The organism is Microbacterium sp. NPDC089321, from assembly GCF_040684935.1.
Classification (GTDB): domain Bacteria; phylum Actinomycetota; class Actinomycetes; order Actinomycetales; family Microbacteriaceae; genus Microbacterium.
On the sequence record NZ_JBFBGX010000003.1, the window covers coordinates 32,507 to 53,906 of the forward strand.

Annotated in this window: 20 protein-coding genes; 17 read left to right on the forward strand and 3 right to left on the reverse strand. The window is 68.9% G+C overall.

The annotated features are described in order from the left end of the window. Positions 1-12: 12 nt before the first annotated feature. Together AB0N59_RS13690 and AB0N59_RS13695 are read left to right on the forward strand one after the other, a co-directional pair. On the forward strand, positions 13-819 hold the full coding sequence (locus AB0N59_RS13690; RefSeq protein ID WP_363484368.1) for an ABC transporter permease: 807 nt from the start codon (positions 13-15) through the stop codon (positions 817-819). Between the two features lie 48 nt (positions 820-867). Continuing rightward, complete coding sequence (locus AB0N59_RS13695) at positions 868-2,244, forward strand: aldehyde dehydrogenase family protein (protein WP_363485003.1); 1,377 nt, start codon at positions 868-870, stop codon at positions 2,242-2,244. Positions 2,245-2,283: 39 nt separating this feature from the next. Here AB0N59_RS13695 and AB0N59_RS13700 read toward each other — a convergent pair whose 3' ends face one another. Further along, positions 2,284-3,786 (reverse strand): helix-turn-helix domain-containing protein, encoded by a 1,503-nt coding sequence (locus AB0N59_RS13700; protein WP_363484371.1) that lies wholly within the window; start codon positions 3,784-3,786, stop codon positions 2,284-2,286. Between the two features lie 143 nt (positions 3,787-3,929). Between AB0N59_RS13700 and AB0N59_RS13705 the strand changes: the two genes are divergently transcribed. Continuing rightward, positions 3,930-5,042 (forward strand): Zn-dependent alcohol dehydrogenase, encoded by a 1,113-nt coding sequence (locus AB0N59_RS13705; protein WP_363484374.1) that lies wholly within the window; start codon positions 3,930-3,932, stop codon positions 5,040-5,042. Positions 5,043-5,096: 54 nt separating this feature from the next. Then, positions 5,097-6,545, forward strand: coding sequence for an APC family permease (locus tag AB0N59_RS13710; protein ID WP_363484377.1), 1,449 nt, complete (start codon positions 5,097-5,099; stop codon positions 6,543-6,545). 75 nt (positions 6,546-6,620) lie between these two features. On the opposite strand, the gene AB0N59_RS13715 is transcribed toward AB0N59_RS13710, so the two are convergent. Further along, positions 6,621-7,145, reverse strand: a complete 525-nt coding sequence (locus AB0N59_RS13715) for an Lrp/AsnC family transcriptional regulator (protein ID WP_363484380.1) — start codon at positions 7,143-7,145, stop codon at positions 6,621-6,623. Between the two features lie 226 nt (positions 7,146-7,371). On the opposite strand from AB0N59_RS13715, the gene AB0N59_RS13720 reads away from it, so the two are divergent. Genes AB0N59_RS13720 through AB0N59_RS13780 form a run of 13 tightly spaced genes read left to right on the forward strand, consistent with a single transcriptional unit; the run spans position 7,372 to position 19,991 of the window. Beyond that, entirely contained in the window at positions 7,372-8,415 is a 1,044-nt protein-coding gene (locus tag AB0N59_RS13720; protein WP_363484383.1) for a hypothetical protein, read from the forward strand. 46 nt (positions 8,416-8,461) lie between these two features. Then, a complete protein-coding gene (locus tag AB0N59_RS13725; RefSeq protein WP_363484386.1) occupies positions 8,462-9,994 on the forward strand; it encodes a pyruvate carboxylase subunit B in 1,533 nt (510 codons plus the stop codon). Then, positions 9,994-10,533, forward strand: coding sequence for an acetyl-CoA carboxylase biotin carboxyl carrier protein (gene accB / locus AB0N59_RS13730; protein ID WP_363484389.1), 540 nt, complete (start codon positions 9,994-9,996; stop codon positions 10,531-10,533). The genes AB0N59_RS13725 and accB overlap by 1 nt, the downstream gene beginning before the upstream one ends. Next, positions 10,530-11,882, forward strand: a complete 1,353-nt coding sequence (gene accC / locus AB0N59_RS13735; protein WP_363484391.1) for an acetyl-CoA carboxylase biotin carboxylase subunit — start codon at positions 10,530-10,532, stop codon at positions 11,880-11,882. The genes accB and accC overlap by 4 nt, the downstream gene beginning before the upstream one ends. Next, a complete protein-coding gene (locus tag AB0N59_RS13740; RefSeq protein WP_363484394.1) occupies positions 11,879-13,225 on the forward strand; it encodes an aminotransferase class III-fold pyridoxal phosphate-dependent enzyme in 1,347 nt (448 codons plus the stop codon). Before accC ends, AB0N59_RS13740 begins: the two co-directional genes overlap by 4 nt. 25 nt (positions 13,226-13,250) lie before the next feature. Beyond that, on the forward strand, positions 13,251-14,003 hold the full coding sequence (locus AB0N59_RS13745) for a 3-oxoacid CoA-transferase subunit A (protein ID WP_363484397.1): 753 nt from the start codon (positions 13,251-13,253) through the stop codon (positions 14,001-14,003). After that, on the forward strand, positions 14,000-14,665 hold the full coding sequence (locus AB0N59_RS13750) for a 3-oxoacid CoA-transferase subunit B (protein WP_363484400.1): 666 nt from the start codon (positions 14,000-14,002) through the stop codon (positions 14,663-14,665). Before AB0N59_RS13745 ends, AB0N59_RS13750 begins: the two co-directional genes overlap by 4 nt. Next, the gene (locus tag AB0N59_RS13755) at positions 14,662-15,837 is read left to right on the forward strand and encodes a thiolase family protein (RefSeq protein WP_363484403.1); all 1,176 of its coding nucleotides are present in this window, start codon (positions 14,662-14,664) and stop codon (positions 15,835-15,837) included. Before AB0N59_RS13750 ends, AB0N59_RS13755 begins: the two co-directional genes overlap by 4 nt. Positions 15,838-15,862: 25 nt before the next feature. After that, positions 15,863-16,498 (forward strand): biotin transporter BioY, encoded by a 636-nt coding sequence (locus AB0N59_RS13760; RefSeq protein ID WP_363484405.1) that lies wholly within the window; start codon positions 15,863-15,865, stop codon positions 16,496-16,498. Further along, positions 16,495-17,595: a class I adenylate-forming enzyme family protein gene (locus AB0N59_RS13765; protein ID WP_363484408.1), complete on the forward strand. Its 1,101-nt coding sequence runs from the start codon at positions 16,495-16,497 to the stop codon at positions 17,593-17,595. Before AB0N59_RS13760 ends, AB0N59_RS13765 begins: the two co-directional genes overlap by 4 nt. Then, complete coding sequence (locus AB0N59_RS13770) at positions 17,585-18,709, forward strand: thiolase family protein (protein ID WP_363484411.1); 1,125 nt, start codon at positions 17,585-17,587, stop codon at positions 18,707-18,709. Before AB0N59_RS13765 ends, AB0N59_RS13770 begins: the two co-directional genes overlap by 11 nt. Beyond that, positions 18,706-19,386, forward strand: coding sequence for an ABC transporter ATP-binding protein (locus tag AB0N59_RS13775; RefSeq protein ID WP_363484414.1), 681 nt, complete (start codon positions 18,706-18,708; stop codon positions 19,384-19,386). The genes AB0N59_RS13770 and AB0N59_RS13775 overlap by 4 nt, the downstream gene beginning before the upstream one ends. Beyond that, positions 19,380-19,991, forward strand: a complete 612-nt coding sequence (locus AB0N59_RS13780; protein WP_363484417.1) for an energy-coupling factor transporter transmembrane protein EcfT — start codon at positions 19,380-19,382, stop codon at positions 19,989-19,991. Before AB0N59_RS13775 ends, AB0N59_RS13780 begins: the two co-directional genes overlap by 7 nt. Positions 19,992-20,024: 33 nt before the next feature. Here the strand turns inward: AB0N59_RS13780 and AB0N59_RS13785 are convergent, their stop codons facing one another. Beyond that, the gene (locus tag AB0N59_RS13785) at positions 20,025-21,269 is read right to left on the reverse strand and encodes a helix-turn-helix domain-containing protein (RefSeq protein ID WP_363484420.1); all 1,245 of its coding nucleotides are present in this window, start codon (positions 21,267-21,269) and stop codon (positions 20,025-20,027) included. Positions 21,270-21,400: the final 131 nt, after the last annotated feature.

Below are 21,400 nucleotides of genomic sequence, written 5' to 3' on the forward strand. Positions count from 1 at the left end.
GAGGCCGTCGACATGCGACTGTCCAAGTCCGCGCGAGTCACGCTCGCCATCATCACCGGGGCGATCCTGGTGATCGTCTACGTGCCTCTGCTCGTCGTCGTGCTCAACTCGTTCTCGACGTCGAAGTCCCTGACCTGGCCCCCGCCGGGGTTCACCCTCGAGTGGTGGGGGCGTGCGTTCACGAACCCCGGTGCGATCCAGGCGACACTCACCAGCGCAGTGATCGCGGCGATCGCCACGGCGATCGCCCTCGTGCTGGGCACACTCGCGGCGTTCGCTCTGCAGCGCTTCGAGTTCTTCGGACGTGAGTCCGTGAACCTGCTCGTCATCCTGCCGATGGCGCTTCCAGGCATCGTCACCGGTATCGCGCTGAACAACTTCTTCCGTACGATCATCGGGATCGATCTATCGCTGTGGACGATCGCCGTCGCGCACGCCACGTTCTGCATCGTCACCGTGTTCAACAACGTCCTCGCGCGCCTGCGCCGCACGGGAACGAACCTCGAAGAGGCGTCGTCAGACCTTGGTGCGGGCGTCTGGACGACCTTCCGCCTCGTGACCTTCCCGCAGCTGCGCTCAGCCCTGCTGGCAGGCGGGCTGATGGCCTTCGCGCTGTCGTTCGACGAGATCATCGTGACCACGTTCACCGCAGGGCAGGGCGTCACGACGCTGCCGATCTTCATCCTCAACAACATGCTGCGCCCGGGACAGGCTCCCGTCATCGCGGTGATCGCCGTCGTGCTCATCGTCGTCTCGATCGTTCCCATCGCGATCGCCCAGAGGCTCGGCGACGGCGCGGAAGAGCGTGCGACGAGATAGCGCGACCACCACAGCCCGAATACACCACAGAGAAACAGGAGCATGAGCATGTCGAAGTACCGCGTCCAGAACCCCGCGACAGGTGAGGTCACCGAGTCGTTCGAGTCCGCGACAGATGCACAGGTCGAGGAGGCGCTCGCCGCGGCTGACGCCGCCTACCGCGAATGGCGCGAGCAGGGCGTTCAGCACCGGGCAGGCGTCGTGCGGCGGATCGGCGAACTGTTCACCGAGCGTCGTGACGAGCTCGCGAGAGCCATCTCGATCGAGATGGGCAAGTCCATCGAAGCCGCACTCGAAGAGGTCGATTTCGCCGCATCGATCTTCGACTACTACGGCGTCTACGGTCCGGGCTTCATCACCGACTACGAGATTCCAAGCTCCGTGCCTGGGCGCGCGGTGATGGAGCAGCTGCCTCTTGGCGTGCTGCTCGGCGTGATGCCGTGGAACTTTCCGTACTACCAGGTGGCGAGGTTCGCTGGACCGAACCTCGTGCTGGGCAACACCATCCTGCTCAAGCACGCCGACATCTGCGCGCGCTCGAACCTTCTGATGCAGGAGATCATGGAGCAGGCCGGCGTCCCCGTCGGCGGGTATCAGGCGATGTTCGTGTCGCACGATCAGATCTCGACGATCATCGCCGACGCGAGAGTGCAGGGCGTCTCACTGACGGGGTCTGAGGCGGCCGGAGCCATCATCGGGGCGCAAGCAGGCGCGAACCTGAAGAAGTGCGTGCTCGAGCTGGGCGGTATCGACCCGATGGTCGTGCTCGACTCGGACGACGTGCCTGGTATCGCCCGAGCCGCATGGGAGAACCGCATCTACAACGGCGGTCAGGTCTGCAACTCCAACAAGCGTCTGATCGTGATGGACGACATCTACGACGAGTTCGTGGCCGAGCTCGTGAAGCTCGCCGAGGGGCTCGAACCCGGCGATCAGCTCGACCTCCGAGACGGGGAGTTCACCCCGCTGTCGACGCGCGCGGCCGCGGAGACGGTCGACGCCCAGGTGAAGAGAGCGGTATCGGAGGGGGGTCGGCTGCTCGCCGGAGGCGTGCTCTCGGACGGACCTGGCGCCTACTACTCGCCTGCCGTGCTCGTGGATGTTCCGCGCGACTCCGCCTCGTACCGTGAGGAGATCTTCGGACCGGTCGCCCTGGTCTACCGCGTGCACAGCGACGAGGAGGCGCTGGAGCTCGCGAACGACTGCGCACTCGGTCTAGGCGGCTCGGTGTTCTCGACAGATCAGGCGCGGGCCGCCCGAGTGGCGTCCCGCCTCGAGGTCGGCATGGCGCACGTCAACATCATCGCCGCAGAGGGCGCGGACATCCCTTTCGGAGGTGTGAAGCGCTCGGGCTTCGGCCGCGAGATGGGGCCGGTCGGCATCGGTGAATTCGCCAACAAGCGGCTGTACTTCATCGCCGAATGAGATGGGCGGCGCCGCGCCCGTCGGTCAGGTGCGGCGCCGTCACCGCCCCAGGGTGATGCCGAGCGCGCGCAGCGCGAGCCAGGCGGCAGCGCGGTCGTCGGCACGCTCCATCGAGAGGCCGGTCAGGTGCTCGATTCGGTGGATGCGCGAGATGAGCGTCTGACGATGGATGCCAAGGCGTGCGGCGCTCGTGGCCTGAGCGCCGTTCTCGGCGAGGAACACCCGCAGCGTCTCGGTGAGAGCGCCGTGCTCGCCTCTGGCATCGCGCAGGTCGTCCAGCGCGGCCGAGAGGTGGGCCGAGCCATCGCCGCCCAGAGCACCGAGCACGAGATCGACAGTGGGCAGCTCGGTGTAGCGCAGAACCTTGTGGCCGTCCTCGATCGCGGAATCCAGCGCCTGCTGGGCCTGGATCGCACTGCGCCGCAGCAGCTCCGCCGGTGCGGGAAGCCCCAGGCCGAGATGCGCCGTCCCGCTGCCGAGGGGAGTGAAGGCCGTGACGCGCGCCGCGAGCTCTTCGCTGAGATGGTCAGGCAGGAAGCCGCGCACGCGCCCCGGTTCGCCGACGAAGATGTGCTCGATGCTCAGCTCGTCGAACCATCGCGCCACGAGCGGCTCCGGATCGATCGTGCGTGTCCTCGTGCCGAACTGGAACGCCGTGAGTCCGCTCTCGCGCACGCCCCAGCGCCGCAGAAGCGCCGTCGCCGCTGGGCCCCCTTCGAGCAGCACGCCGAGGAGCGCCTCGCGTCCGAGGTGCTCGGTCAAGGACGGATCACGCGTGCGAAGCAGCAGATCGAACAGTGCAGCCGACTGAGACGCGAGGTCGCGGCTGCGGCTGATCACCCGCGACCTGGTCGCGATCACGAGATAGCCGGAGAGGTCGCGGTCGGAGCCGACCTGATGCACCTGAATGCCAGGGTGTCGCACTCGCACGGGTCTGCCGAGCGCTGCGGCGACGGCGTCGTCGACGTGGAGGCGGCCGGCGCCTGCACTCGCGATGAGCTGGCCGTGCGGGTCCAGCAGCACTGCCCAACCGTCGATGCGATGCGCGAGCTCTGCGATGACGGCGGTGACTCCGCCGCGTCTGGCGACCTGAGTGAGGACTTTGGTGCCCGTGGTGACGATGCGGTCGGCGGCGGCCTGGTCCTCGGCGATGAGCGCCGACAGGCGAGCGTGCAGCGCGGCGTCGACGATCGCGGGGTCGGCGGCCGTGTCGGCGCCGACTGCGCTCCAAGCCGGCCCGATCCGCGTCGCGCCGAGGATGGCGGTCATGCTGTGCTGAGCCGTCATCGCCCGCAGCTCGTCGTCGTCGGCGCTGCTGATGTAGACCGCCCGAGTCGTCACCTCGGTGACATCGCCACCCGCGGCGAGGCGAGCGCGCAGCTGCGCAGGGGGTCCGATAAGGAGGGTGACGAAGTCACTGCTGCCGGCGACGACGTACCCGTCGAGCGCGGCGACTCCGTCGACGGGCGTGCGGGCGCTGACCCCGTGCTCGAGGCACTCACCGCCGACTGCGCGGGCGATGGCTCGCAGGTCCAGGCTCATAGCGAGAGTGTACAGAAAGTAGTGGTCCCGAGCCGCTTTTCGACATCTTCGACAATGACAGGCCGTGTCTCCCGTCCTTAGCATCGCTGTAGCCCTCACGTGCGGCCGCTGTTCGCACACCGCCATTCGAAGGAGAAGAAGCCATGAAGGCAGTCGTGTTCCGCGACCCGCAGACCCGCGTCGTCCTCGCAGACGTCGAACTCGCAGCACCGAAGGCCGGCGAGGTGCGGGTCAAGATCGCCGCAGCCGGCGTGTGCCACTCCGACCTGCACGTACGCCAGGGTGACTGGCCGGCTCCGGTGCCGATGGTCATGGGCCATGAGGGCTCCGGCATCGTCGTCGAGCTCGGCGAGGGTGTCACTTCCCTCGCGGTCGGCGACCACGTGGTGCTCAGCTGGGTGCCGCCGTGCGGCGAATGCCGATACTGCCTGCAGGGCCACGAGGCGCGGTGCCAGAAGGTCGCGACGGTCGTGGCCCCGAAGGGCGTGCTCTTCGACGGCACCTCGCGACTCAGCATCGCCGACGAAGACGGCGACGACGAGACGGTCCACCACTATCTCGGCGTCTCGTCGTTCGCGGAAGAGGTCATCGTGCCGGCATCCGGAGCGATCAAGGTGCGCGACGATGCTCCCCTCGATGTCATCGCCGTCGTCGGCTGCGCCGTCGCGACCGGTGTAGGCGCCGTCACCAACACCGCAGCCGTCGAGCCCGGATCGACCGTCGCGGTGATCGGATGCGGAGGTGTGGGGCTCAATGTCGTCCAGGGCGCAAAGCTCGCCGGAGCCGAGCGGATCGTCGCGATCGATGTGGTCTCGGACAAGACCGACATGGCGATGCAGTTCGGTGCGACCGACCGCATCGACGCATCGAATGGCGACGCGGTCGAGCAGCTGTTCGCGCTGATCCCCGACGGCGTCGACTATGCCTTCGACGCGATCGGCCGCACGTTCACCACCGAGCAGGCGATCAGCATGCTGGGCCTCGGCGGGGCCGCGGTCATCGTCGGCCTTCCGCCGACGGGGGCGAAGGCGTCCTTCGAACCCCTCGTGCTCGCCGAAGCGGACCAGCGCATCCTCGGCTCGAACTACGGCTCGGTGCGCCCCTCGATCGATATCCCCGCGCTCGTCGATCGGTACATGGACGGGCAGCTCAAGCTCGACCCGCTCATCTCGGGGCGTCGCCCCCTCGCCGAGGCTGCCGAGGCGCTCGAAGACCTCCAGGCCGGCGGCGTGCTGCGCACCCTGCTGATCCCCTGACCCCGACCTGCTGCCCGATCCATACCCTGAAACGCCAGCTCAAAGGAGAGCATCATGTCCACTGAAACGTCTGCCGCGGCGCCGGCGCCGTCGCATTCCGAGAACGCGCTGCACCGCGGGCTCGGTGTCTCGTCGATCGTGGCGATGGTGGCCGCCGGTGCGGCCCCACTCGCCGTGGTCGCCCTGACGACCCCGATCATCATCGCCCTGAGCGGGAGCGTCGCGGCGCCTCTGCTGTTCATCGTGGCGGGCATCGTGCTGCTGCTCTTCTCGGTGGGCTTCACCTCGATGAGTCGTCATGTGCGCAACTCCGGGGCGTTCTACTCGTACATCCAGGCGGGCCTCGGCCGCATCGTCGGCATCGGAGCAGCGGTGCTCGCTCTCGTGTCGTACTTCCTGCTGCAGGTGGGCCTGTACACGTACGTCGGTGTGGCCGTGACCGGCGCGATCAGCCGGTTCTCGGGGGTGGAGACACCGTGGTGGCTGTGGACGCTCGTGTCGTTCGTGATCATCAGTGCCCTCGGTTACCGCGACATCGAGCTCAGCTCGAAGATCCTGCTTGTCGCTCTCGTCGCCGAGGCGGGCGTGGTACTGATCCTCGACGCGTCGATCTTCTTCCGAGGTGGCGCCGAAGGGCTGTCGGCCGCGCCGCTGAACGCCGCGGACCTGCTCGCCGGCACGCCCAGCATCGGTCTGATGTTCGCCTTCTTCTGCTTCATCGGCTTCGAGGCGACCGCGGTCTTCCGCAACGAAGCCCGCGATCCCGATCGCACGATCCCGCGCGCCACCTACATCGCCGTCGGAATGATCGCCGCCCTCTACGCCGTCTCCGCGTTCGCACTGGTCATCGGCGTCGGTCCCTCGCGTGCACTGGATGTCGCCGCGAACGACACGGCGAACATGACTCCAGACCTGTTCATGCAGTACACCGGCGTCGTCGTGCACGACATCACGAACGTACTGCTGGTGACCAGCACGTTCGCCTGCGCTCTCACGTTCCACAATGTGCTGACCCGCTACCAGTACACCCTCGGCTCGCTCAAGGTGCTCTCCCCGCGTCTGGCCGAGGTGCACCCGAGGTTCCGTGCACCATCGTTCTCATCGATCGTCGTCACGATCATCACGGGCATCCTGGTGCTCGCTATGACGATCACCGGGCTCGATCCCATCAACGAGATCTACACCTGGTTCTCTGGCGCGGCCACCCTGGGACTTCTCACGCTGATGACGCTGACCAGCATCGCCGTCGTGGTGTTCTTCCGTCGTCACGACGACCGGCGCATCACCCGCACGGTCATCGCGCCGATCATCGCCGCGTTGGCCCTGGCGACCGTGGTCATCATCGCCCTGGCCAACATCGAGCTGCTGATCCCCGATTCGGTGGCCACGGGCATCCTGCTGACCCTCCTCGTGCTCGCCTTCATCGCCGGCACCATCCTCGCCGTCCGCATGAGGCGCGCCAAGCCCCAGGCCTATGCCCGCCTGCACGACCAGGAGAGCTGACCAGCACCCGCACGCAGAGGCGCCCGGGATCCCGTCAAGACGGGACCCCGGGCGCCTCTGCGTGCGAGGTCGCAGTCACTCGAGAGGGCGTTCGCCGCGCATCACAGGGAATCCGTCCACGTGGTCCATGTGCTGCGCCGCGATGAGGTGCTCGAACACGATATGGGCCTGCGCAGAGGCTACCACCGGATCGGCGGCGATCTTCTGCGCGACGAGTTGCTGCAGCTGATCGCTCGAGGTGCATGCGACGTGCACCAGCAGGTCGTAGGAGCCGCCCATGAGGAAGACGTTGATGACGTTCACGAAGGTCACGGCGCGTTCCGCGTAGTCACGGCTGCTGCTCTGTGCGCCGGGCTTCAGGCGGACGAAGACGATCGCGTGCAGGTCGAGCCCTAGGGCGGTCATGTCGTACTGCGCGTGGGTCGAGGTGATGATCCCGGATTCGCGCAGGGAGCGCAGCCTGGTCAGTGCGGTGGACGGGGACACGTTCACTCGCGCGGCCAGTTCGTTGTTGCTGATGCGCGCCTCTCGGCGAAGCTCCCACACGATCTTCTCGTCGATGGAGTCGAGGGTGCGATCGCCACGTCTGCGCTGGGTCATGGAGGTCTCCGAAGATATTTCGATAGGGCCGGGGCAGCAAGCTGCGGTTCAGAAAAAAATGCGGCACATGAGCCGTTCAAAGAATTATCCCGCAGACAATCGTCTTTGCATAGAATTTTTTGAGCCAAAAGGCGAGACTCGACGCATCACGTTCCACCTCGACGATGACGGGAACCCCCGGCCGTTCCGCCGCCCGCACCGTCGATGCCCATCACAAGGAGCCGTCGTGCGCGCATTCGACACCCCCACCGTCCTGCTCATCGGCCTCGGTGCCGTCGGTCGGGCGGTCGGCGGCCGTCTGGCCGCCTCAGCAAGCGCTGAGATCATCGGCGCCGTCGACCTCGCTCCGGCCCTGAACGGGGCGGAACTCGCATCGATCGTCGAGGGCGCCGCTCCGGGTGCGCGTGTGTCGACATCCATCACCGATGCACCGGATGCCGACGTCGCCTTCGTCGCCACGACGTCGTTCGCCGCGCAGGTCGAGCCGATCATCGCCGAGCTGCTCGATCGCGGAATGAACGTCGTCACCATCTGCGAGGAGCTCGGCTACGGCTTCTACGACCACGAGCCGATCGCGCGGCGTCTGGACGAGCACGCGCGCCGCGCGGGTCTCACCGTCCTCGGCACCGGCTGCAACCCGGGCATCCTGCTCGACACGCTCCCGCTGCTCCTCAGCAGCCTGACCCTCGGGGTCGACCGCATCACCATCCGCCGCACCGCCGAGATGTCGGGCTATGGCGGAATCCTGTCGAAATTCGGCTTCGGACTCGACGCCGACCAGTTCGCGCAGCGGCGTGAAGCGGGAGAGGTCATCGGGCACGTCGGCTTCCGGGAGTCGATCGCGGCCCTCGCCGGCGGACTGGGCTGGGCGCTCGACGAGATCGTCGTCGACGCTCCGGAGCCCGTGCTCTTCACGTCACACGAGCGCACCACCTCACAGGTCGTCCTCGCCGCAGGCACGATCGCCGCTCTGCGGCATGCCGCCCGGGGCATCGTCGACGGTCGTGTCGTGGTGGACACATCCATCGACTTCGGCATCTTGGAGCCCGCAGACGGCTTCCCCGACGGCGACCGCTGGATGATCGAGAGCGGCGCCCAGACGCTCGAGTTCTCCAGCAGCCGCATCGACAGCGCGAGCTCCACAGTCGCCGTCGCCTCGAACGTCATCCCCTCGGTCCCCGCAGCCCTTCCGGGGCTGCTCACCATGGCGGATCTCCCGCCCAGGCACGTCGCTGCCCGAGCGCATACCGCCGGTCGAGCCGGCCGCTGATGCGGCATCTCCAACGTCACCAACAGCAAGCAGAGGAGCTGAGCACATGACCCAGACCCCACCGGTCAACATCGCCGAGGTGATGAGTCTCGGCGGGCGCCCCCCGGGCAGCCGCCGCGAGATCAAGATCATCGACACCACGCTGCGCGACGGTCACCAGAGCATCTGGGCGACGCGCATGCGCACCTCGCACATGCTCGAGATGATCGAGGACTTCGACGCTGCCGGGTTCGAGCACGTCGACCTCGTCGCGCCGATCCAGTTCGACGTCGCGGTCCGCTACCTCAAAGAGGACCCGTGGGAGCGGGTGCGCCTGATGCACAAGCACGCGCCGAACACGACGTTCCGTGCGCTGATCCGCTCGAAGAACCTCGCGACTTTCGACTTCCTTCCCGATGACGTCATCGCTGCATGGGTCGATCGCCTGGTTGCGAACGGCTTCCGGGAGATCGGCGCCTTCGACGGCCTGAACGATGTCGACAACATCTCGACTGCGCTGCTGCGCGCCAAGCGCCTCGGTGCCGAGACCTTCGGTGCCGTGTCGTTCTGCGAGTCGCCCGTGCACACCGACGAGCTCTTCGTCGCGAAGGCTCAGGAGCTGATCGAGAAGGCGGATGTCGACCGGATCATGCTCAAGGACGCCGGCGGCCTGCTGACCCCCGACCGCATCCGCACCCTCGTCCCGGCGCTCAAGGCCGTCATCGGCGACCGCCCGCTCGAGGTGCACACCCACAGCCTCACGGGCCTCGCGCCGCTGGTCTGCCTCGAGGCGGTGGAGCTCGGCGCCGACTCGCTGCACACCTCGATCGCTCCGCTGGCGACGGGCAATGGCCAGCCGTCGACGCAGGGGATCGTGCGCGACCTCCGCGCGCTCGGGTACACGGTCAACGTCGACGACGAGCGGATCGCGTCGATCAGCCGCAAGCTCCTCAAGATCACCGAGGAGGAGCCGGACAAGCCCGTCGGCGTGCCGCACGAGTACACCGGGCTGCACTACATGCATCAGACGCCGGGCGGAATGCTCTCGAATTTCAAGTCCCAGCTCGAGGCAGCCGGGCTCGCCGACCGCTTCGACGAGCTCATGCTCGAGGTGGCGCGCGTGCGCGCCGAGCTCGCCTACCCGATCATGATCACCCCCTTCGCCCAGCATGTGGGCACCCAGGCGGTCATGAACGTGATGAGCGGAGAGCGCTACAAGGTGGTGCCGAACGAGGTCAAGAAATACGCCCTCGGCTACTACGGAAAGCCCCTCGCCGCCCTCGACCCCGAGGCGCTCGAGAAGATCCTCGCGAACGGCTCCGCGAACATCGCGGAGGAGCCGGCGCCCATCCCGCCGATGATGCCGTCTCTGCAGGAACGGTACCCGGACGAGGACATCGACCTCTGGCTGCTGCGTGCGCAGTTCGCCGGCACCCAGGTCGACGACATGAAGCGAGTGATGGCAGAGGGCGGGGCTGAGCGCGAGAAGCGGATGCCCACGCTCGACCTCATCACGTCGCTGTACGACAGCACCCCGGCAGGTCGGCAGGTGCTCAGAAGCGGTGATCTGCAGATCACTCTGGAAAAAGGAGAGAAGTGATGGCTGACAACCTGCCCGACATGCGCGAGCTCAAGGCGATCGTCGACTGGGTGAACCTCGCGAAAGACGTCCGTGAGCTGTCGCTGAAGGTCGGCGACGTCGAACTGCACGTCTCGCGCGACAACGGCGCCCCCGCAGCCGCTCCCGCCCCCGCCGCCGCGGCGGCTCCGGCTTCGGCCGCTGCTCCCGCAGCCCAGGCGCCCGCGGACGCAGCGGCGGCAGCCGCTCCGGCTCCGGCTCCGGCCGCGACGCCAGCCGCGGCGCCGCAGGAGGATGCCGCTCTCGCGGCCGACGAGGTCATGATCACCGCGCCCATGCTCGGCACGTTCTACGCGTCGCCGCAGCCCGGCGCGCCCGCCTTCGTCTCGGTCGGTGACGCCGTGCAGCCGCACAGCGTGCTCGGCATCGTCGAGGTCATGAAGCTCATGAACAACATCGAGGCCGGCGTCACCGGCACCGTCGTGCGGGTCCTCGCCGAGAACGAGGCCGTCGTCGAGTTCGGCCAGCCGCTGATGGTCATCAAGAAGGACTCGGCATGACGCTGTCGAGCGTGCTGATCGCCAACCGCGGGGAGATCGCCCTGCGGGTGATCCGCGCGTGCAGGGAACTCGGCATCCGCAGCATCCTCGCCCACTCCGAGGCGGACCGCGACTCGCTGCCAGTGCGCCTCGCCGACCAGGCGATCTGCATCGGACCCGCGCCGGTCAAGCTCAGCTATCGTGACTCGGCGGCCATCGTGACGGCCGCGCAGCTCACCGGCGCCGATGCGATCCACCCCGGTTACGGCTTCCTCTCGGAGAACTCCGACTTCGTCGCGCTCTGCGAGGCGGAGAAGGTGGGCTTCGTCGGGCCGTCGTCCGAGGTGATCCGCCGCATGGGCGACAAGATCGAGGCGAAGAAGATCGCCCGACGTGCCGGGGTCCCCACGGTCCCGGGCTCCGACGGAGCCATCGCGGACCAGGACGAGGCCTTCCGCGTCGCCGAGCAGGTGGGCTTCCCCCTGCTCATCAAGGCGGCAGCGGGCGGCGGTGGGCGAGGCCTGCGCGTCGTGCGCAGCGCGGACACCCTCGCCGCAGACCTCTCGGCCATCATGGCCGAGGCCGAGGTCGCCTTCGGGGACCCGTCGGTGTACATCGAGCGGTACCTCACCGACATCCGCCACATCGAGATCCAGGTGGTCTCCGACGGCACCACCGTGCTGCACTTCGGCGAGCGCGACTGCACCGCGCAGCGGCGCAACCAGAAACTCGTCGAAGAGGCGCCGTCGCCGGTGATCGACGCCGCGACCCGTGAGGGGCTGGCGCAGGCCGCGATCGCGCTGTGCCGCGAGGTGGGCTACGTCAACGCCGGAACCGTGGAGTTCGTCTACGACAACCCGACGGGCGAGTACTACTTCATCGAGATGAACACCCGCATCCAGGTGGAGCATCCGGTCACCGAGATGATCACGGGCGTCGACCTGATCAAGCTGCAGCTGCGGATCGCCGGAGGTGAGTCGCTCGACATCACCCAGGACGAAATCGAGATCCGCGGTCACGCCATCGAGTGCCGCGTCAACGCCGAGGACGCCGATCAGGGCTTCGCGCCGAGACCCGGCACCATCCGCGAGTTCCGTGCCCCCGGCGGGTTCGGCGTGCGGCTGGACACCCACCTCGAGAGCGGCGCGAGCATCCCGCCGTTCTACGACTCCATGGTCGGCAAGCTGATCTGCTGGGGTCGCGACCGCGACGAGGCCATCGACCGCGCGCTCCGAGCGCTGGGCGAGATGCGCATCGAGGGCGTCGTGACCACGGCCGGCTTCCATGAGCAGGTCATCGACAGCGCGAAGTTCCGCAGCGGAGTCTTCAACACCGGATACATCGCAGAGTTCATGGAGGAGCGGTCATGACCATCGCTCAGAGCACCCTTCCCACGACGGTGCCGCAGACGCGGCACCTCGAGACGGAGATCCCCGGACCGCGGTCGCGGGAGCTCATGGAGGATCGTCGAGCGCAGGTGTCGAACGGCATCGGCGCGCAGCTGCCGGTCTTCATCGAGCGCGCCGACGGCGGCATCCTGCTCGACCTCGACGGCAACCGCATCGTCGACCTGGCCTCGGGTCTCGGCCCGACGGCGCTGGGCGCGTCGAACCCGCGGGTGCGCGAGCGCATCCTCACCCAGCTCGACCGGTTCACGCACACGTGCTTCATGACCACGGAGTACGAGAGCTACGTCGACGTGTGCCGCTGGCTGAATGCGAACACCCCCGGCGATCACGAGAAGCGCTCCGCGCTGTTCACCACCGGGGCCGAGGCCAACGAGAACGCGGTGAAGATCTCGCGCTACGTGACCGGCCGCCGCAAGGTCATGGCGTTCACGGGCGCCTACCACGGCCGCACCCACATGACGATGTCGCTCACCTCGAAGTCGCACCCGTACAAAACCGGCTTCGGCCCGTTCTCCGACGACGTTGTGCACGCTCCTGTGCCGACCTCGCCTCGCAACGACCCGAGCGAGGTCGGCTCGTACCTCGAGCAGGTGCGCGCGGTGCTCGCCGAGAACGATCCGTCGAGCTTCGCCGCCATCATCATCGAGCCGATCCTCGGCGAGGCGGGATGCCTGATTCCGCTGCCTGGATTCCTCGCCGGCCTGCGCGAGATCGCCGACGAGTTCGGCATCTTCCTCATCGCCGACGAGGTGCAGAGCGGCATGGGCCGCACCGGCCGCATCTGGGCGATCGAGCACGAGGGCGTCGTGCCCGATCTGCTGGTCGCCGCGAAGGCGCTCGCCAACGGGATGCCGCTGAGCTCGGTCACCGGACGCGCCGAGCACATGAACGCCATCCACTCCGCCGGGATCGGCGGCACCTACATCGGCAATCCGCTCTCGTGCGAGGCGGCGCTCGCCGTGTTCGAGCAGATCGACTCCGACGGAGTCCTCGACAGGGCTGCGGCTCTGGGCGAGATCGCGATCGAGATGCTGCGACCGCTGGTCGGCTCGGGGGTCGGAGTCATCGATGTGCGGGTGCGCGGCGGGATGATCGGCATCGAGTTCGGCGCAGACGAGACCTTCGAGCCTTCGGGCGAGCGGGCCAAGGCCGTGACCCGGTACTGCCACGCCAACGGCGTGCTCGCGCTCACCAACGGCGTGCACGAGAACGTCATCCGATTGCTGCCGCCGGTGGTCATCGACCACGACCTGTTCCGCGACGGCCTGCAGGTGATCATCGACGGCATCCGCAGCACCATCTGAGACACCACCCGACGGAAGGCAGAAGATGATCGACAAGACCGTTGAGACACTGCAGGACGCTGTCGACGGCATCGCCGACGGGGCGACCGTGATGATCGGCGGCTTCGGCCGCGCCGGTCAGCCGGTCGAGCTGATCGACGCGCTGATCGCGCACGGTGCGGGCGATCTCACGATCGTCAACAACAACGCCGGCAACGGCCGCACCGGCCTCGCTGCGCTTCTTGCGGCCGGACGGGTGCGCAAGATCATCTGCTCCTTCCCGAGGCAGTCCGACTCGTGGGTCTTCGACGGTCTCTACCGCGAGGGCCGGATCGAGCTCGAGCTGGTGCCGCAGGGCAATCTCGCCGAGCGCATCCGCGCCGCCGGTGCCGGCATCGGGGCCTTCTACACCCCGACCGGCGTCGGCACGCTGCTCGCCGAGGGCAAGGAGATCCGCGAGATCGACGGGCGCACCTACGCGCTCGAGTACCCGATCAAGGCGGACTTCGCTCTGATCAGCGCCCTGCGGGCCGACCGATGGGGCAACCTCGTCTACCGCGAGACGGCCCGCAACTTCGGACCGATCATGGCGACGGCCGCCCAGACCACGATCGCGCAGGTCGACGAGACCGTGGAGCTGGGATCTCTCGACCCCGAGACCGTGGTCACCCCCGGCATCCACGTCGACCGGGTGGTCGCCGTCGGCCCACGCCGCTGGCTGCGTGACGGCGCGTTCGTGGGCGGAGTGGACCTCGACGGCACTGCGCTGCCGTCCGACATGGAGGAGGCTCTCCGATGAGCACCCGGATCAGCAGACAGGCACTCGCCGCACTGATCGCGGCCGACATCCCCGAGGGCGCGGTCGTCAACCTCGGCATCGGCGCACCCACACTGGTCGCGGACTTCCTGCCGCAGGACGAGGAGATCATCCTCCACACCGAGAACGGGATGCTCGGCATGGGCCCCGCACCGGCGAGGCGCCAGGTGGACCCTGACCTCATCAACGCCGGCAAACAGGCGGTGACCGCGCTGGCGGGGGCCGCGTACTTCCACCACGCCGATTCGTTCGGCATGATGCGCGGCGGGCACCTCGACGTCTGCGTCCTCGGCGCCTTCCAGGTCGCTGAGAGCGGCGATCTCGCGAACTGGTCGACCGGCGCCCCGGATGCGATTCCCGCCGTCGGCGGAGCCATGGACCTCGCGATCGGTGCCAAGGCGGTCTACGTGATGACCGATCTGCTCACCAAGCAGGGTGAGTCGAAGCTGGTGCAGACCTGCACCTACCCGCTCACGGGCGTCGGCTGCGTCTCGCGGGTGTACACCGACCACGCCGTGTTCGACGTGACGCCGGACGGATTCGCGGTGCGCGACGTGTTCGGCGAGAACACTGTCGAGCTGCTGCGCGAACTCACAGGACTCGCGCTGGTCGACACGACGGATGCCGGGGAGGCGCACTCGTGAGCGGCACCTACATCTACGACGCTGTGCGCACCCCCTTCGGACGGGCCGGCGGGACGCTGTCGGCGGTTCGACCCGACGATCTCGCCGCCGTCGTGATGCGGGCGGCGGTCGAGCGGACCGGGGTGGATGCCGAGCGCATCGCCGACGTCATCTTCGGAGACGCCAATCAGGCGGGGGAGGACAACCGCAACGTCGCCAGGTTCGGGGCGCTGCTGGCCGGGTTCCCCACCTCCGTCACCGGCGTCACGGTCAACCGTCTCTGCGCCTCCTCGGTCGAGGCGGTGATCCAGGGCGCCAGGGCCATCGAGTCGGGCGATGCCGAGATCGTGCTCGCCGGCGGTGTCGAGTCGATGTCTCGTGCACCGTTCGTCGTCGAGAAGTCGGCGAAGCCGTGGCCGGCTGTCGGCAATCAGACCATGTGGAACACCTCGATCGGCTGGCGCATGGTCAACCGCGCTCTGCCGAAGCCGTGGACCATCTCGAACGGGGAGTCCGCCGAGAAGATAGCCCGAGAGTGGGACATCTCCCGCGAGCAGCAGGACGAGTTCGCCGTGCGATCGCATCGGCTCGCCGCTGAGGCATGGGCTGCCGGTCGCTACGACGCCGAGATCGTGCAGGTGCCCGATCACGAACTCGCCAGAGACGAGGGGATCCGCGACGGCAGCACCGTCGAGAAGCTCGCCGGTCTCGATGCGCTCTTCGCGTCCGATGGCGCAGGCACCGTGACGGCGGGCAACTCCTCGTCGATCAACGACGGCGCCTCGGCCGTGCTGCTGGGGGCGGAGGGCGCGATCGACGCCGAGCCCCTCGCCAGGATCACGGGTCGCGCGGCGCACGGCGTCGATCCCGATGTCTTTCCCATCGCTCCGATCGACGCAGCGAACAAGGCGCTTGCCCGGGCGGGACGCACGTGGGCGGATGTCGACCTCGTCGAGCTCAACGAGGCGTTCGCCTCACAGTCGCTCGCCTGTCTGAAGGGCTGGCCGGAGCTGGACCCGGCGAGGCTCAACGCCGACGGCGGGGCGATCGCCATCGGGCATCCGCTCGGGGCATCGGGCGGGCGCATCATCGGCCATGCCGCGCACGAACTGAAGCGCCGCGGCGGACGAGTCGCCGTGGCCGCGATATGCATCGGCGTCGGACAGGGCCTCGCGGTCGTGATCGAGCGCTGACCCCTAGACCATCGAGAGGATCATCATGACCAGCACGACATCCGCCAGCGGCGAGCAGGCGCGCGACCACGCCTTCGACGCGACCGCACTGGCTCGCATCGCAGTCTTCGCCGCGATCATCGCCGTCCTCGGGCTGCCCGGCGGCTTCACCGTCTTCGGCGTCGTCCCGATCACCGCGCAGACCCTCGGTGTGATGCTCGCCGGGGCCATCCTCGGGCCTCGGCTCGGGGCGGCGTCGGTCGCCGTTCTCCTCGCACTGGTCGCGGTGGGCCTGCCCCTGCTGGCGGGCGGGCGCGGAGGCGTCGGGGTGTTCTTCGGCCCCTCGGCAGGCTACCTGCTCGGCTGGCTCGTCGGGGCGGCGGTGATCGGGCTCATCGTGCATCGCGCAGGTCGCAGGCCCACGCTGTGGCGCACCGTCATCGGCATGCTCGTGGGCGGCATCGTGGTCGTCTACGCACTGGGCATCCCCGTGCAGGCACTCATCACCGGTCTTCCGCTCGGGGCGACCGCCCTGACGAGCCTGGCCTTCCTGCCGGGTGACCTGCTGAAGGCGGCGCTGGCCACGGCCATCGTGCTCTCGCTGGTGCGCGCCTACCCGCGGGCGTTCGGCCGCGGGTGGACCCCGCGCGCGACCCGCCAGGATCTCACCCGCCTGCCATGATCGTCGTCCTCGGCGGTGAGACCCCCGGTCTGCTGGAGCGGATCAGGGAGGTTCGCGCCGCCGGCGACGCACCTCTCGTCGGGGACCCGCGCTGGTCGCCGGCGCAATGGGAGGCCGTGACCCGGGCGGCCGCCCGTGCCGGGGATCTGCCCGGCGTGGCGTGGGCGACGCTCACCTCCGGCAGCTCCACCAGTCCCCGGATCGTGCTGCGCCGCGCCGCGTCGTGGGAGGAGTCATTCGCCGCCGTGGCCGAGGCGATCACGATGCAGGACGGCGACGTGATCGCCCTCCCGGCGCCTCCCGCATCATCGCTGACGATGTTCTCGCTCGCTCACGCGCTCGGCGGCGGCCCGGCACCGGCGCTGGGCGCCGACGTGCTCCGGCGGCACGACGTGACCTGCATGCACGGCACCCCTCAGGCGCTGCGGGTGGCGCTCGAGGCGGGCCGTCCGCCCCGGCTGCGCACCGCCCTGGTCGGCGGCTCTCACCTGGACGCCCGCCTTCGCACGCAGGCGAGCGATGCGGGCATCCGACTCGTCTCCTACTACGGAGCTGCGGAGCTGTCGTTCGTCGCGATCGACCACGGCGACGGACTGCGTGCGTTTCCCGGGGTGGACCTCGATGTACGCGACGGCGTGCTGTGGGTGCGCTCGCCGTTCATCGCCGCCGGGTGCCTGGGCAGCGACGGCTCGCTGCGCCGCGACGGCGCATGGGCCACGGTCGGCGACCGGGCGGAGCTCGTCGGCGGGAGGCTGCGGCTGCTCGGTCGCGCCGACGACGCCATTCTCAGCGCGTCGGCGACGATCGTGCCGGAGGAGGTCGAGGAGACACTGCGCGCGATCCCCGGCATCCGGGATGCGGTGGTCTTCGGGCTGCCCAGGGAACGCGTCGGCGCGCTCGTGGCCACTCTGATCGAGTTCGACGACGAGCATCCGCCGGCACGGCTGCGCGACGTGATCCTCGATCGCCTCGCCCCCGCACACCGCCCCAAGCAGTGGTTCTGCGGAGAGCTGCCGCGCACCGCTGCGGGCAAGCCCGCGCGCGCCGAGGCGCTGCGCCGCGCACTGGAGGGCGAGGTGACGCGCCTTGAACTCTGATCGCGACCCCATCATCATCTCCGCCCGTCGCACGCCCATCGGAACCCGGGGCCGCGCGCTGGCCGGTCTCGACGTTGGCGCGCTCGGCGCCGCAGTGATCGATGCAGCGCTGACGGACGCGAACGCGGCGTCGGGGTCGCCGCTCACCATCGCCGACGTGCTGCTCGGCAACTGCATGGGCCCAGGTGGGAACCCCGGGCGGGTCGCGGCGCTCGGCGCGGGCCTCGGCCACGAGGTGCCCGGCGGCACGGTCGACCGCCAGTGCGGCAGCGGGCTCGCCGCCGTGCTCGATGCCGTGCAGGCCATCAGAGCGGGGGATGCCCGTCCTCGCGTGGCTGGGGGCGTCGAAAGCGCCTCGACGGCACCCATCCGCAGCATCGGGGGCACAGCATACGACCGGGCTCCCTTCGCGCCGCCCGGCTTCGCCGACCCGGAGATGACGAGCGCTGCAGAACACCTCGCGGCTCTCGATCACATCGACCGGGCTCGTCAGGATGCCCATGCTGCCCGCAGCCACGCGCGCGCCGCCAGCGCCCTTGCGGTCGGCCGGTTCGAGGCCGAGCTGGTGCCTCTCGCAGGCCTGCGTCATGACGACTCGATCGGCAGGGCCGAATCCCTGCTGGCGCGCCTGCCGGCACTCTTCCCGCACGGCACGGTCACCGCCGGCACCTCGACGCGCGTGAGCGACGGGGCGGCAGCCGTCGTGATCGCCCCCGCCAGCACCGCGCCAGGACTCGCTGTCAGAGCCGCCGCGATCGTCGGCTGCGAACCAGGCCTTCCCGGAATCGGCGCGGCACCCGCCATCCTCGCCGCGCTCGGCTCAGCGGGCAGGACCGTCGCCGAGATCGAGGCGTTCGAGATCGTCGAAGCGTTCGCCGCGCAGAGCCTCGCGGTGCTGGGGCGGATCGGCCTCGCCGACGACGACCCGCGCGTGTGCGCCGACGGCGGGGCTCTCGCACTCGGGCACCCCTGGGGCGCCAGCGGCGCGATCGCGGTGGTGCGCCTGTTCAGCCGGCTCGTGCGCGCAGGACGACCGGCGGGCTCCCTCGGAGTCGCCGCCGCGTCGGTCGGCGGCGGGCTGGGCGTGGCCGCGCTGGTCGAGGTGGTGCGATGACCATCCGTATGGACGCGGCGCGCGTGCGTCTCGGTGACGCGGACGTGCTGCGCGACGTGTCGATCGAGCTGACCGGCCGCACGATCGCCGTGCTCGGCGAGAACGGCTCGGGCAAGTCGAGCTTCGCGCGGGTGGTGGCCGGCCTTCTGCGTCCCACGTCGGGCTCGGTGAGCGTCCTCGGGCTCGACGCCGACAAGCAGGCGAGCGAGCTGCGTCGCCGCACGGCCATGGTGTTCAGCAACCCCGACGCGCAGATCCTCATGCCGACTGTCGCCGAGGACGTCGCGTTCTCGCTGCGCGGCGAGAAGCGGCGGGCCGACGAGGTGCGCGAGACTGTCGCGGCAGCGCTGGCTGAGTTCGATCTCGCGGCGCTGGCCGATCGCTCGGCGCACGACCTCTCGGGTGGGCAGAAGCAGCTCCTCGCACTGTGCGATGCGCTCGTGCGCCGGCCCGACCTGGTGATCGCCGACGAGCCGACGGCCTACCTCGACGCTCGCAACGCCGCCCGCGTCGCCGACCATCTGTTCGACGGTCGACATCGGCTGCTGCTCGTGACGCATGATCTTGTGCTCGCCGAGCGGTGCGATGAAGCCGTGCTGTTCGTCGGCGGGCGGATCGTCGCGGCGGGCGATTCGCGGTCGATCGTGGCGCAGTACCAGGAGAGCCTGCGATGCTGACGCTCTACAACCCTGGCGACGGGTGGCTGCACCGGATGCCGGCCGGCCGCAAAGCACTGCTGCTGATCGCCGTCATGCTCGGGGTGCTTCTGCTTCCGCCGCGCTGGTGGGCGGTCGGCGTGATCGCCGGAGTCAGTACGGGGGCGTACCTCGCCGCCGGTCTGCGCGATCGAGCGCACGGACTGCACGAGCTCGGCCGGCAGGTATGGAGCCTGCGCTGGGTTCTGATGATCACGCTCGCAGGGCAGCTGGTGTTCCTCGGCCCCGAAGCCGCCGTGTCCAACTCCGCGCGCGTCGCAGGGGCGCTGGCGCTCGCCGGGCTGCTCGTGCTCACGACCCGCATCACAGATCTGCTCGACGCCTGCGAGCGGGCGCTGAGCCCCCTGCGATGGGCGGGTGTCGACGCTGAGCGCGTGTCGTTGCTGCTCGCGGTCACCCTCGGCACAGTGCCTGTCATGTCGAGGCTCGCCGGGATGGTGCGTGATGCCCAGCGAGCGCGCGGCGTGAGGGCGAGCGCTCGCACCTTCATCGTGCCGTTCCTCGTCGTCGCACTCAAACATGCGGACGAGCTCGGTGACGCGCTCGCCGCGCGCGGAGTGCGCTGAAGGGGGATGCGTCCCCTGAGTGAGCAGACGGCCTTAGTGCTGGGAGCGGGGGCTCGAGGGGAGGAGATCGGGAACGAGGTCGAGCACGAGCAGGGCCGCCGACACATGGACAGGGCTGTCGTCCAGCTTGACGACGGACAGCTCGTCCGCCTTCGACACTCGACGCTCGATGGTGTTTCGGTGCAGGTAGAGGCGGGCCGCAGCTCTCGTGGCGCTGAATCCGCACTGCACGTACGTCAGAAGGGCCTGCCGCAGGGTCTCGTCCGCATCGGCCAATGGGCCCAGCGTGTTGGCGACGAAGCGCGCGGCGCTCTCCCGATCCTGGGTCAAGGCGTCCACCAGCTCGAGTTCGGCGTACCGGATGAACCGACGCTCAGACCCCAGACGGGTGAGCAGCGCCTGACCGGACAGAGCGTCCTGATAGCTCGAGCGGAAGCCGTCGAGTCCGGCACCGGTTCTGCCGACGGATGCGCGGACGTGAGGGATGCCTGTGACGACTGGTTCCAGAACGTCCAGGTCGGGGAGATTGGGCTCAGACAGCCAGACCCACCTCGCGGCTGCGCTCGCCCGGGCCACAAGAGTCGTTCGAGCCGCTCTGCCATCGCGCAGCGCGGTCACGGCCTCATCGACGGCATCGGCGTCATCCGGGTCGTCCACCCAAACGACCACGGCGGTGTGCCGGCGTTCGAGCCGGTAGCCCAGGCGGTCCTCCGCGAAGTCCTGCGAGAGCGGCGTGCCGCCGGCGATCAGCTGGATCATCTCGAGAGCGTCAGCTCCCGCGTTGCCCATCGCCGATGACAGGCTCACCTCGCGCAGGATCGATACGGAATCAAGTGCGTACTGCATCAGGGAGTGCGTTGAGACCTCCAGCACCTCGGTGAGGACCGCGCGGTCGTCGATGCTGTCGAGGCAGCTCTCGAGCCAGTGACGCCAGCCCACCACCAGGGCCGCACGCCAGCCCGCCCCGAACTGCGGGGCAATCCCTCGCGAGACCAGGTCGCCGATGTACGCGACCGTTCGAGGGCTGATGTATGGCTCGACGCGGGATCCGGGATGCTGGATGTTCGCCGTCAGCCACTGGAGAAGGTCTGAGCGGTTCAGCGCCCGATCCTCGGCGAGCAGAGAGGCGTCGCTGAGCAGCTCGGGCTGTGCCTGCGCGACGACGGCGGACTCGGCGATCACCTCTGCCAGCTCGCCGGCACGGGCGAGAAGTGCCTCGCAGACCGACCGCATCGCGGCGGCAGCTGCCGGACCCGGCGGCTTCCACAGTTCATCCATATGGCGAGTCTGCCCTCGTCCGGCCTCCCTGTCAGTGAGATGAAGCGAATCGGAGTGTCAGATGGTGCACAGTGCACCGGAAACACCGAAGATCGGTGCGTGCTGGCGTAGCCCGCGAGGCAACGTGCTGA